This is a genomic window from Methanobacterium congolense, assembly GCF_900095295.1.
In the GTDB taxonomy this organism is placed as follows: Archaea; Methanobacteriota; Methanobacteria; order Methanobacteriales; family Methanobacteriaceae; genus Methanobacterium_C; species Methanobacterium_C congolense.
Genome location: NZ_LT607756.1, coordinates 2,412,586 through 2,425,250, shown reverse-complemented (window position 1 = coordinate 2,425,250; position 12,665 = coordinate 2,412,586). Strand labels below are relative to the sequence as shown.

At 38.2% G+C, this 12,665-nt stretch carries 12 protein-coding genes and 2 tRNA genes; 3 read left to right on the top strand and 11 right to left on the bottom strand.

What is annotated here, in order from left to right; genetic code table 11:
• Nucleotides 1–109: 109 nt before the first annotated feature.
• The 6 genes from MCBB_RS11605 to surE all read right to left on the bottom strand — a co-directional run bounded on the left by MCBB_RS11605 (nucleotide 110) and on the right by surE (nucleotide 5,844).
• On the bottom strand, nucleotides 110–2,380 hold the full coding sequence (locus MCBB_RS11605; RefSeq protein WP_071907909.1) for a histidine kinase dimerization/phosphoacceptor domain -containing protein: 2,271 nt from the start codon (nucleotides 2,378–2,380) through the stop codon (nucleotides 110–112).
• A gap of 214 nt (nucleotides 2,381–2,594) precedes the next feature.
• The gene (locus tag MCBB_RS11600) at nucleotides 2,595–2,963 is read right to left on the bottom strand and encodes a hypothetical protein (protein WP_084789973.1); all 369 of its coding nucleotides are present in this window, start codon (nucleotides 2,961–2,963) and stop codon (nucleotides 2,595–2,597) included.
• Nucleotides 2,964–2,975: 12 nt separating this feature from the next.
• Nucleotides 2,976–3,257: a winged helix-turn-helix domain-containing protein gene (locus MCBB_RS11595; protein WP_071907908.1), complete on the bottom strand. Its 282-nt coding sequence runs from the start codon at nucleotides 3,255–3,257 to the stop codon at nucleotides 2,976–2,978.
• 121 nt (nucleotides 3,258–3,378) lie between these two features.
• A complete protein-coding gene (locus tag MCBB_RS11590; RefSeq protein ID WP_231916370.1) occupies nucleotides 3,379–4,191 on the bottom strand; it encodes a hypothetical protein in 813 nt (270 codons plus the stop codon).
• Entirely contained in the window at nucleotides 4,188–4,520 is a 333-nt protein-coding gene (locus tag MCBB_RS11585) for a hypothetical protein (RefSeq protein ID WP_071907907.1), read from the bottom strand. Before MCBB_RS11585 ends, MCBB_RS11590 begins: the two co-directional genes overlap by 4 nt.
• Before the next feature lie 547 nt (nucleotides 4,521–5,067).
• Nucleotides 5,068–5,844: a 5'/3'-nucleotidase SurE gene (gene surE, locus MCBB_RS11580; RefSeq protein WP_071907906.1), complete on the bottom strand. Its 777-nt coding sequence runs from the start codon at nucleotides 5,842–5,844 to the stop codon at nucleotides 5,068–5,070.
• A gap of 205 nt (nucleotides 5,845–6,049) precedes the next feature.
• Between surE and MCBB_RS11575 the strand changes: the two genes are divergently transcribed.
• Nucleotides 6,050–6,814, top strand: coding sequence for a restriction endonuclease (locus tag MCBB_RS11575; protein ID WP_394327155.1), 765 nt, complete (start codon nucleotides 6,050–6,052; stop codon nucleotides 6,812–6,814).
• A gap of 193 nt (nucleotides 6,815–7,007) precedes the next feature.
• On the opposite strand, the gene MCBB_RS11570 is transcribed toward MCBB_RS11575, so the two are convergent.
• The 3 genes from MCBB_RS11570 to MCBB_RS11560 all read right to left on the bottom strand — a co-directional run bounded on the left by MCBB_RS11570 (nucleotide 7,008) and on the right by MCBB_RS11560 (nucleotide 7,937).
• Nucleotides 7,008–7,079: transfer RNA gene (locus MCBB_RS11570), tRNA-Val, on the bottom strand.
• A 135-nt stretch (nucleotides 7,080–7,214) separates the two neighbouring features.
• The gene (locus MCBB_RS11565; RefSeq protein ID WP_071907904.1) at nucleotides 7,215–7,727 is read right to left on the bottom strand and encodes a hypothetical protein; all 513 of its coding nucleotides are present in this window, start codon (nucleotides 7,725–7,727) and stop codon (nucleotides 7,215–7,217) included.
• 138 nt (nucleotides 7,728–7,865) lie between these two features.
• A tRNA-Val gene (locus MCBB_RS11560) sits at nucleotides 7,866–7,937 on the bottom strand.
• A gap of 338 nt (nucleotides 7,938–8,275) precedes the next feature.
• On the opposite strand from MCBB_RS11560, the gene MCBB_RS11550 reads away from it, so the two are divergent.
• Complete coding sequence (locus tag MCBB_RS11550) at nucleotides 8,276–9,202, top strand: branched-chain amino acid transaminase (protein WP_071907902.1); 927 nt, start codon at nucleotides 8,276–8,278, stop codon at nucleotides 9,200–9,202.
• A gap of 530 nt (nucleotides 9,203–9,732) precedes the next feature.
• Nucleotides 9,733–10,557 (top strand): undecaprenyl-diphosphate phosphatase, encoded by an 825-nt coding sequence (locus MCBB_RS11545; protein WP_071907901.1) that lies wholly within the window; start codon nucleotides 9,733–9,735, stop codon nucleotides 10,555–10,557.
• A gap of 177 nt (nucleotides 10,558–10,734) precedes the next feature.
• Here MCBB_RS11545 and MCBB_RS11540 read toward each other — a convergent pair whose 3' ends face one another.
• Together MCBB_RS11540 and cobT are read right to left on the bottom strand one after the other, a co-directional pair.
• Nucleotides 10,735–11,427: a stage II sporulation protein M gene (locus tag MCBB_RS11540; RefSeq protein ID WP_071907900.1), complete on the bottom strand. Its 693-nt coding sequence runs from the start codon at nucleotides 11,425–11,427 to the stop codon at nucleotides 10,735–10,737.
• Between the two features lie 135 nt (nucleotides 11,428–11,562).
• Nucleotides 11,563–12,633: a nicotinate mononucleotide-dependent phosphoribosyltransferase CobT gene (gene cobT, locus MCBB_RS11535; RefSeq protein WP_071907899.1), complete on the bottom strand. Its 1,071-nt coding sequence runs from the start codon at nucleotides 12,631–12,633 to the stop codon at nucleotides 11,563–11,565.
• Between the last annotated feature and the right edge of the window lie 32 nt (nucleotides 12,634–12,665).

The window sequence follows — 12,665 nt, the reverse complement described above, 5'->3', positions numbered from 1 at the left end:
TGTCTAAAAATCATCTGAAACCTTGAAAAAATGAAGATTTAATGGATATTTAATTAATAGAAATTTAAAAAAAGTAGTTGCCAATCCCCAATTAAATTGGACATATAACTCAATTCCTATTTTCGTACTCCAATTCCCTAAAGGTAATTTTAAATCCCACACCATTGGTGTTATCAATCTCAATTTTCCCATCAAGTTGCTGAACTAAACTGTTAACCAGTTGCAATCCCAATGTTTCAGTAGTTCTAAAGTCAAAATCTTTGGAAAATCCTTTACCGTTGTCTGAAATTTTTAGAACCATCTCATCATCATCTTTCCTCAAGGATATTTTTATTTCCCCGCGATCATCATCAAATGCGTACTTGAGGGAGTTGGATATTATCTCATTTATTATCAGACCCGAAGGAACTGCGGTGTTTATGTCTATGTAAACATCGTCGATGTCAGTTTTTAGTTGGATTCCTGAGGGATCCCTCAGGTAGGTTTGAAGGAGGTTGTTCACAAGACTCAGTATGTAATCCTTGAATTGAATTCTGGAGAGGTTCTGAGACTGGTAAAGTTTTTCATGCACCATTGCCATGGATTTAACACGGGCTTGGCTTTCCTTAAAAACTTCCTGCACTTCTTCATTATCTATGCCCCGTGACTGAAGGTTTAAAAGGCTGGATATTATTTGAAGGTTGTTTTTTACACGATGATGTATCTCCCTTAGGAGAACCTCTTTTTCATGAAGGGACGCTTTTATTTTATCTTCCGCGATTTTTCTCTCAGTAATATCCCTTATCATTGCCATTAAATACGTGCTACCCTTCAAATTTAAATTATTTAATTTAATTTCCCCATAAAACAGCTCCCCGTCCTTTCTTCTCAATTTCCATTCGAAAACCTGAGGAACCCCATCTAATGCATTATTTAAATATTTTAAAGCTTTTCGTTGGGTTTTTTCATTTGAATGGGGGTAAAAAAGATCATAAGGAGTTTCACCAAGGATTTCACTACGTTTTGCCCCATACATTTCCAAGGTTTTTGAGTTACAATCAACCAACCTGTTATCGTTTATTATCAGAATAGCATCCTCTGCATTACCAAAAAGAGTTCTGTATTTTTCCTCACTTGCCCTTAACTCCTCTTCCATTTCCTTCTGTTTGGACTCAACATCGAGGTTGTGTATTGCAAATCCTATGTCCTCTGCAAGTTCCAGTAGAAGTGATGTTTCCGCAGAATTGAAAGCATCAAAGTCTTCAGAGTATATGGCAAGGCTCCCATAAACTTTTTCACCATACATGAGCGGAAAAGCGATTGAAGATGAAAACCCCCTCTTAATTGCTTCAGCTTTCCATGGTTTAAAGGTGGGATCTTCGACTAAGTTCCTCATTATGTAAGGTTTTTGATTTTTAATAGCCATGCCAGAAGGTCCTTTACCCTCAGGTGAATCATCCCATGTTATTTTAATGGAATCAAGATAACTCTCCTCAATACCAGATGAAGCTGCAGGAGAGATGTTGAAGTTATTTTCATTCACCAGACCAATCCATACAAGCTTGAAATCCCTGATCTCCCTGAGTATGTCACAGGCCCTTTTGAAGAGTTCATCCCTATCTTTTTCCTTAACGATGAGCTGATTGACATTACGTATAGCTTTAAGTATGGAATTAAGATGTTTAACTTCTTTTTCTACATTTTTAAGGTTTGTTATGTCTGTTATGAACCCTTCAATAAACATTAATTCCCCATCATCAGAGCAGATGCCCTGACCCTGCTCCCAAACGTGTTTTTCTTCAAAATTTGCTGTTGTGATCCTGTAACTTATTTTGAATGGTTTATGCAAAGTTAATCCCCTTTGAACACCATTCCATACTTTTTCAAGATCTTCCGGGCGTATGATTGAAGCGTAGGATAATTTCAGGTTTTCTATAAAGTCATGGGACGTGTAACCAGTTAATTCGTAGCATCCTTCACTCACAAATTTCATTGTCCAGTCATCATCATTCATACAACGGTATGCCATGCCTGGAAGGTTGCTCATAAGGGTTGAAAGTTGTCTTTCTGTTTCCTGAAACCTTTCAGTTAAAAGGGCTGTTACCAACCCAACAATGATAAAAATGGAGCCTCTTACAAGATATTCTGTAAGATTAAAGTCTGAAAAGGGCATTATTAAATTGCTCAATAGTAAAAGCAAGGCTAAAGTGCAAGGCACTACTAAACCCTTCCTTTTCCACCATATACATGCTATTATGGTGGGAAGGTAAAATAAATGGGTGAAAACATGCCCCATTCCCCTTAAATGAAAGTAACAAATTAAAATAGAAGAAACCATCAGAAGCAGGCCAATAAAACCTATTTTCTTAGCTTCAGAACCTGAGTTTAAATCCAGTTTCATTGTAAGAATCTTTTTAATTGTTACTATTATACTTATCTGATCTTTTCTTTGAAAAAATTCTTATGTTGAAAGCTTAAAAAACCTTGAAGATTCTATGAAACATCAATTAAAAGTTTAAAAAACGATTTAAAAAAGAGAATTTTTACAAACCTTCTTAATTCTTTTTTTAATTCTCTTTTTTAGATTCAAATATTCCGCTGATTAATTCACCTAATTAAACCCACGTTATTTTGAGTAAAACTATCAATGCACTTAACTGTATAATGTTGAGGCTTAAAACCGGTGCACCCATGCCAGGGCCATGGAACCCCTGTCTTGAAACCAGGAAGAAAATGAAAAGCACATTTTGCATTATTAAAAGTACTGCAAAAAGGGCCAGCCCCATGCTGAAACTAGATTTAAGCTTTCTGTAGTTTGAAATGTAAATTATGAAGAGTACGAGAAGCAGAGCTATGTTGATTGCTCCTACGAATGCAGCCACCAGGGCCAGACTGAAGTCATCATCTGGAAATTGAGGTAGTTCCTGTGCTTGTGGTGTTTCCGGTCCTTTTATTCCGGTATTTAAACCTAAATCTTGAATCATCTAATCACCCGACTAATTTTCACCCATTTCATGCCATATCTTCTGAAAAATTTCGTAATTATCTTCCATTTGTGATGTTAGAAAGTACATTGTACCATATTTCTCTCCAGAGGAAGTAAGAACGTTGTTTTCCTCCAAAACCTTTATGTGATGTCTTACAGTTTTGTAGTCCAGATCCAATTTTTCAGCCAGTTGATGGGCATTGTATGGTCGCTGGTGTAAGTTGTGTATTATCCTTGCTCTGTTAACACCCCCCTTAGTACCACCTATGAGCCACCATAATATCTTCTTCATGACATCACCACATGTTCTGGGAAAATAAACCCAACTAAACTGATCTGATTTTTGGGGTCATGAAGAATAAATCTATCGACTGAACTTCCAAATCAAGATTTCACAGTCCTATTAAATTATTTTATTTAGAGCTTCGCATGTCTCTCCGGGAATTTTTAGTATTGGTTGATCCAAGTCCAAAAAGTACCTTGAACATCCTCTTAAATGGTTTCCTGTAGATGTGTATGTGTATCAAGGTACCAATGACCATTAAAACTGCCAGTTCTGCATGCCAGAATGTTATGGGCTGTCTCAGAGCAGTTATACCCAATTTTATCATGAATATTAGCAGGATTCCCGTTACTCCAGTACCAAGATAACCTCCAGTTACAAGGAGATTCCAAATTCTTTTATGCCTTTTTGGCGTTAAAACACCTTTGGTGAAGAGGTAGTGGGTGAAGAGGTAGGCGCCCATGAGGAGTACACTTAATGGAATAACATGGTACCCTGTTCCTCCATCTCCAAGAAGATCTCCAAGATCAAAGCCTCCATCATCTGCTGATGTTACATTTGATGCATTAGTAGCATTTGAAGGATCAGCACCGCCTGTATCTGTTGATTGATCCGCTCCAGTATCTGGATTTCCATGGGAGTCCGTTGTGGATGTTTGGGTATCCTCCGTGGATGAATCCGTGTTTGAAGTTGAAGTGTCGGAGTCTGTTGTACTGGTGGTTGAAGCCTGGGACAGGTCACAGATTCCATCTCCATTTGCATCAATGTACCTTGGACACTGCCCAGGGTATGGATCATTTACAAGGCCATATGGGCAGCCACCTGCACAGGATCCTGAGATCGTTGCTGCAGCTATAAATGGTGCTGCACCTAACACCCCCATGAGGCGTTCCCTACCTCTAAGCCATTGCTTAATATCTCTTAATTTAATGCTGATCTTCATGACCCTGACCTCCTCTTTGAAAGTCCAAGCATTGCCTTGGTACCCTTCCAGTAGATGTGGAAGTGGAACAGTGTTACAAGGGCCATTGTAACTCCAAATTCAACGTGCCAGTACAGAAGTTGTTGACTGATTGGAAGGGTGGCACCCAGATCAAGGAGTATCAGGAGTATGAATCCTGCCCCACCACAGACCAGGAAGGATAGTCCTATTATGAAGTTCCAAACACTAACGTGCATAGATTTTTTGATTAACCTCATCTTGTAAAGGGCGTAAGTAATTAAATAAAGGCCCAAAACAGGTAATGTTGGAATTAAAATATCGTAAACCATGGTATTTCCATCTTTTATTTGTTTTGAAATTTTTTTTATTTGTTTAAGCTATTAACATGATTATAAAAGGTGAAAATCTAAAAAAACAGTGCATCAAAACCTTTACATGTTGTTTGATTAAAATTGTTCGTTTGGTATAAAAGTAATTTTTCCAAAGTTAGGCCCAAATCTATACCAAATCCCAGTATTAACCTTTAAAAAAATCATTTAAGGCTTAAAAAAAGTTTAAGTAACTTAAAAAGTTATTTTTATTATTAAAATTATAAAAAAGAGTTTAATAACTTTGTATAAAAGAATAGAAGAATATTTAATTTAAATGGATTTAATTGTGATTACTGCAACAAACTGCAGTGCTTTCGACAGTAGCCATGACACCAAAATAATGAAAAACTCCTGCGATTATTAGGACAGACGAGTTATACTCATGTGGATGCTTGATGGAACCTTGTATTTATTGAGTTGTACCTACAATCAAGAAAAAAATATTTGATATCATGTACATCTAAAGGTTGATTTAGATAAATCCTCACTGTTCAATCCATTCATCTCAGTCCAGCCATTCCCTCGTGGTATCTAAGATGGATGTGCAATCAAGAGAGATCGGAGTTAGGGTTGCACAACTTTGAGATCGGAGGGTGTGAACATCGGTTCCCTCAGCATCATCCTCAACAGGGTCGCCATCAATCCAGTAGTAAGGTCTCCCCCTGGGATCCAGTCTTTTCTGGATGTGTATTGTGTACATTCGCTTTCCAAGTCTTGTCAACTTTATTTTATCATTTTCTGGTGAGGAGGGAATGTTCAAATTCAGGAAATCAACACCTTCAGGCAGTCCCCTGTCCAGGATTCTTTTTGAAACCCTGTGAAGGATCTTTTGTGCATGGGTGAAGTCAAGATCCACGTGACCATCGTGGAACTTTATATCTCCACGTGAAACCTGTAGAGAAACAGCTAAAGCAGGAATTCCATGAACTGCAGCTTCCATTGCAGCACCTATTGTTCCAGAAGTTGTTAACTCTGACATTCCAAGGTTTTCTCCAATATTTATACCTGATATAACCAGATCTGGTTTTTCACGTGAAAGTTCATATATTCCAATTATGACCGCGTCTGTTGGAGTTCCTGAAACTGAATAGGCTTCACTTCCATCTGCCAGTGTAGTTGCTGTGACTCTTACGGGTTCAAAAAGGGTTAATGCATGACCTATGCCGCTTTGCTGGGTTGCAGGGCCGACAACCTGGATCTCTCCCAGATCATCTACTGCTTTTTTTGTGGCCATAATTCCTGAAGAGTTAACTCCATCATCGTTGGTTATGAGAATTCGCATGGTGTCATATTATATGGCTCAACCCTCAAAAAGTTTACGCGGTGAAAAAAGAAATGGATTTACATTTTACGTATAGCAAATTAGAAAATAATTAATAATACCTATTAAATAATGATAATTAAGGGTACCGGTTAATCATTCACCTGTACTGCAAAGGGTGAGGAAATTGGAAAAAAACAGACTTGTCAAGTTCGTTGCAAAGGTTATGGAAGAATCTGGGTTCAAGGTTTACCAGAACTTCAAAACATCAAGGCACATGATAGACATTTACGGTGTTTTACCCACGGTTTTGGGAGATATAGGTGTTGTTGTGGCCTGTAAAAACTACGATGAAAGATGGGAAGTGGGACTTGACGTTCTTAAGGAGATGGAGATGGTTGCAAAAACCCTTAAAGCTTCCAAGGTTGTGGTTGTTACAACATCGTACTTCACAAAGAGCGCCATAAACTACGCAGGCAGAAGAAACATCAAAATCGTGGACAAGGAAGGGCTTATCACCATGGCCAAAAATTTCTCTGGAAATTCCGCTTCAATATCCGAACCCAATTCAGATGTTGTTATGGATGAATTTGAAGACGATGAAGAGTACATCCCATCATCCAAACCAATTTCAAAACCAAAATCCCGGGTGGTCACAACTGGATTGATAAACAGGGGAAAACAGAGTTTATCAAAAAAGAGCGGTCAAAGCAGTGCGATTTCAATTGGCCCCATAATCAAAGCCATTTTAAAGAACATAATTGCACTTATAATCATAGTGTTCCTCCTGTCATCCCTTGCAGCTTATCTAATAAGCTTTGGATACAAAAACACTGCGGTTTTGGGAGTTTCAAAGATACTGATTTCAGCACTCCTGGCCTATGGAATCGTTGCTTTGGTGGAGAAGGATGCAGCCAAAATGCTCACCAAGGGTACAACCGTTTTCATCGTGACCATGATAATGCACGTTATCATTATAATTTTGACTTGAATGTCCTCTGACTATGAACAAACAAGTTACCTCTTTTCAGTTTTTTTAAGTAAATAGTTTTTTTAAGTTTTTTAAGGAAATACTCCATTATCAAATTATTTGAGTTTATATTATTTGGTTTAATTCCTCTAATAAGTTCTAAGTTTAAAAAAGCTGGATTAAAAAAGCTGACTGATTGTTAATTGATAAATGATGGGCCGGACGAGATTCGAACTCGTGATCACCTCGGTGTGAGCGAGGTATCATACCCCTAGACCACCGGCCCAAATTAAAAAAGCATTTAAAGATACTCATTCTAGAAATCTCTTCTTAGTTAAGGTTCTGTTGAAGAGATATATATAATTTTATGGTATCCAATTGATTTATGGTATCCCAGTGAAAAAGAGAAAGTTCATGGAATTTATAGATGAATGGGAATAATTCCTATGAAGTAAGCTATTACAGGGAAGATTATGAGGTAGATCATTCCTGTGAATGCATGAACCTTGAATCTGTTGTCCTCATCATTTTCTCTCCCCCATGCACCTATAAGCTCGTCATACTCCTCAGGGGTGTAAAATTTTTCGTGATGCTCAGTTGCAACTACCCCATGCAAAAATCTTTCAAATCCTAGTATTGAGAAACATGCAAATGCTGCTGCCATTATGGGAAATGCCCCTTGTTCTGAGGGTATAACAAACCTATATAGCACCCAAAACCATGCAATGGGCATTGTATCCACCAATACAAATCCTACAATGAATCTGCGAAGTGAATGTAATTTTTTAAGTTTATCCCTTGAAAAGAAGAGGTACATGTCGAAGATGCGGAACTTTTTACTGAGACTTATGACAAGAGTCATGTAAACTCCGAAAAAAAGAACTAAAGCATCTTCACCTGTTAAATATGAAGAAAACGTTGTTTCAACAACCATGAAACCACCTACCTTTGTTTTTGACTGATTAAAATTATTCATCAAAAAAAAAACATAGGTCGAAGCAAAAATAATGTTCAAAGTATAGTTGTTAGATAATAAGTGAAACAAACATTTCAAGAATTAATATTTTGAAAATGGGCCGGAGGAGATTCGAACTCCTGATCACCTCGTTGTAAGCGAGGTATCATACCCCTAGACCACCGGCCCTCTTTTTTCTGTATTGTGCAAATCGCTATATAAACTTTTTCCAAACTTCACCTGCACCCTAATCAGATGATCTTTATATGAAGGTCGAAAAATGTCTGAAGCCTGCAAAACATGAAAAATTCATATTCTCATTTATAAAGATTTATAAAAAGCTTACGACTCTTGGTTTGATAATCACCCTTTATAAATGTTTTGCCATAGCGATAGGTATTATGAAAATATTTGTAATAACAACCCTTTTTAGAACATGTTCGTTAAAATTGAGCCTTGATGTTTCGGTTTATAAATCTATTTATTGTACCGTGCCCAATTATATCTGAAGGAGTAGAGGGATAAAAATGGCATTTGATGAATCAGGAAAGATATGGTTTAACGGAAAATTAGTTGATTGGAAAGATGCAAACATACACGTTCTATCTCACGTTGTTCACTACGGATCAAGCGTATTTGAAGGTATAAGGTGCTACAACACCAAAAAAGGACCTGCGGTCTTTCGTTTGCAGGACCACTTGCAGAGGCTTCTGAACTCAGGTAAGATATACCGGATGGACATACCCTACACAGTTGAGGAACTCTCCCAAGCCACTATGGACACCATAAAGGCCAACAAACTCAAAGAATGTTACATAAGGCCAATAGCCTTCAGGGGTTATTCTGAACTGGGTGTTTACCCCCGTAACTGTCCAGTTGAAACTGTTATTGCTGCATGGGGCTGGGGACAGTACCTGGGTGAAGAGGCACTTGAAAACGGTGTTGACCTTGGTGTTTCAACATGGAGACGTATGGCACCTGACACAATGCCAAACATGGCCAAGGCAGGTTCCAACTACATGAACTCCCAGCTTGCAAAGATGGAATCCGTAATGAACGGTTATGACGAGGCAATAATGCTTGACTACCAGGGAATGGTCAGTGAAGGAAGTGGAGAGAACATATTCCTGGTCAAGGACGAAGTTCTGTACACACCCCCAGTTTCATCATCATTACTTGGAGGAATAACCAGGGATTCAATAATGGAAATTGCAAGGGACATGGGACTTGAGGTCAGGGAGGAAACCCTTCCACGTGAAATGCTCTACATCGCAGACGAGGTCTTCCTAACAGGTACGGCTGCAGAACTCACACCAATAAGATCCATAGATAAGATAACTGTTGGTGAAGGTAAAAGGGGAGAAATAACCAAGAAGCTCCAGGAAACATTTTTCAAAGTCCTTAACTGCGAGGTTGAGGATGAAAAGGGTTGGTTATCCTTCGTGGATGAATAAATGTTGTTATAATTTATAAGTTAAAAGTTATAAGTTACAACTTATAACTTATTAGTTCTAAGTTATAATTCCCATTTTTATAAAATCATTTCTTTTTTTAAATGAATTTGAAGTGCAAAATTACGACATCCCCATTGATCCAATGATTTAGGTTGTTTTCAAGAAATCTGCCTTGATCTTAGTGCAATCTGGAGGAAATCTAGAGGGAAATAAGGGTTAATTTTCATTGAATTTTGAAAAAAGTATTTTAAAAAGTTTAATCTAGATTAAAATAAACTTAATTAAGCAGTTCATGTGATTTAATGAGTTTTAACATCTCCAAACCAAACCAAAAAACACTAATAGTGGTTAATAATACCTTAAATATTCCTTATAAAAAATTTCCTTATAAAAAAATTAGTTGAAAATGTTAAAATGAAATAAGGTTATTGCTCATAATTACTTTAAATTCTTGATTTAAAACCGTTGATTAAACAAAAATTATTGGACACTATCTGAAAAATAAAATATCTAAAAAAGGTGATTAAAAAATGGACATAATTCAAGCGATAATACTGGGAATGGTCCAGGGTTTAACAGAATTTCTCCCTGTGAGCAGCTCAGCTCATCTAGTATTTTTCCAAGACATCATGGGGGTAGGACAAAGTGTTGCATTCGATACGATCCTTCACCTGGGTACACTGGCTGCAGTTGTTTCATTCTTCATAAAGGACATACTGAGAATGATAAAGGCCCTTGTATCAAGTATAGCGGATATATTCCGGGGAAAGTTCAAGGAAGGAGTTAAAGAAGATGTTTACAAAAGACTCGTTTGGTTACTTGTCGTTGGTACCATTCCTGCAGGATTGATGGGAATACTTCTGAAAAGTCAGTTCGAAAGCATGTTCAACTCAATCCCGATTGTAGGATTCTTCCTGCTCATAACAGGTGTGCTCCTATGGGCTTCAGAACATCATAAAGGTGGAAATAAAGAGGTTAAGGAAGTATCATTCAAAAATGCCCTTGCAATAGGTATCTTTCAGGGATTTGCAATAGCACCAGGTATATCCCGTTCAGGATCAACCATAGCAGCAGGTCTCTTCTCAGGACTCAACAGGGAACTTGCAGCAAGGTACGGCTTCCTTCTTTCAATACCAGCCATACTTGGAGCTTTACTGGTTCAAGTTAAGGACATAGGTGCCCTTGATATTACCACAACCGCACTCATAGCAGGTTTCATTTCTGCAGTTGTATTTGGTTACCTTGCAATCAAGCTCCTAATGAAGATCATCAAGGATTGGAGCCTTAACATCTTCGCATACTACTGCTGGATCGTTGGTGCGCTCGCAATAATCCTTTCAACAGGAATTATTTAAGTTAGACATGAACCCCTGAAAGGGCAATGTAGCATTCCTTGACCATGCATGCATTAACAAATTTTTAATATCTAATTTTTTCTAATTTTTTTAAAATTATTTTTTAGTTTGTGTTAATCAATAACATCAAACTCAACACTATACTAAAACAGACCCTCTTAAAGATATCCATGAGGTTTAAATTATTTTACATGAGTAAAATCCCATATAAAAATCTAACCATGGAACGTAATGCTGGGTAAGAATGTAAACCCACCATGTGCTCCAGAATACCTCTAAAATGGCTGCAATTGCAAGTAAGATTATTATTCTCAGTATCAGTGAAAGGAAATCATTTAAGATCTGTTCTTTAAATTCTTTGAAGTTTCTTTGCATTAAAAAATGGAAAAAAGATCTGTAGAACTTTAAGAATGCGTCCACAGACAGCATTGCAGCTAAAAATTCAAAGTACAGATGAAATGATCCCCCAAGTATCAGGAAGGCCTTGATGATTCCAACCTTGACAACAAGGAGGTAGTTTACAGCACCCATTGAAGTGAAGAGGTTGAGGAGTATAACCGAAACTATGGGTATTCCCGTAAATACACAGGCTAAAGATACTCCCAAATTGTTCATAAACAGTTGAAATGAAACACCACCTAAAAACAAACCGAACTGATGGAAAATATAGTTAAAGGTAACTTCTGGGGGAAAGATGAATTTAACATCCATGTATCCGAGGAAAAAACCTCCGTTAAAGAAATTATGGGCTAAAGAGGGTTTGAAGTAGGCAAAAATGAATCCTGAAACGTAAAGGATAATGAAGATTGTAAAAACGATTTTGGAGGGCAAAAATCCTTTCAAACAGTTTTTAACGTGCTTCAGTTTCATCTGGATTCATCCAACGCATTATTTGGGAATATTCTTAATTTGAATATCCCTCCAGGAATTGGAATAAATTCTATTAAATTCATTCAATACCGTTCATCCATCAATTCAACTTACTTCAAGGCTAAAAAATTAGTTTTAGAATATATCCTTACATATGTCCTCTGTTTTTCTCACTATAGCATCAATTGGCACGCCTTTAAGAATTGCGGCCATCATGGCACCGCCAGCCCCTGCACCCTCCTTTACGAATCCGGTGGTGTAACTTCTAAGTCCCGGGTTGGTGGATTTCTCAAAGGCAGGATCCACTGCAAATACGGGTACATTTGATATCTGACGTGAGATATGATTTATATCAGAGGTTTCATCCTCTGCAACAAACACCGTGGTTGCAACTGCCAGTTTATTAAAGTCAAATTCATGCACAGCGGCCTTTAAAACTGCGCAGACCGCCATCATCTGGGTTCCCCCTGCAAGGGTTACTGGAACGCTGCTTCCAGCCGCAATCCCTGCAACTGCAGGTATCATTGGATCTCCCACAGCATCAACGGCTTTGAATGGTTCAGATTTCATTTCCCCTGCTTTGAAGCCTGCAGCATTCATTCCCTCATCCACAAGTTCGTGCTTCATGTCATGGGGGTTTTCTGGTGTGCTTCCACTTATCTTGTGGTCAACATCGTATCCCATGGCAGTTAAAACTCCGAGGGCTGTGGTTGTACCTGCAGGTGTGCTTTCACCAATCACGATGTGTTCTGTTAGTTTTGAAATAGTTTCACCCAGTAATTTTCCCCTTTTGAATATGGCCTCACTGTTTGAAACTGCTTTGCCCGTTCCAATGTTTCCACCAGGTTCCTCGTTGAGCTTCAAGTAGGGGAGGTTTGGTTTGACTGCTGCACCAGCATCAACAACCAGTAGGGGTATGTTTCCAAGTTCCAAGGCTGCCTTGGTTATGACTGCAGGTGTGGGTGCAGGTGCACCATCCACAACGGTCTGTGGTATTTCAGGTAAACATCTGGGTTCACCACATACCACAAGCTCCATGTCAGCTGCAGGAGTGTAATCTGTGAGTTCTGGTGTTTCTCCTGCACCGGTTATACCTGGTATTCGTGATGTGGCTGTGCTAGCCATTACGCACAGAAACAATGAATCCTTTCCCTCTATTTGAGGCAGGATTTTTGATGATCCGTAACATTTGATTGCATCATTCATATCTTTCACTTCCTTGAAACTAAAATTGGAAG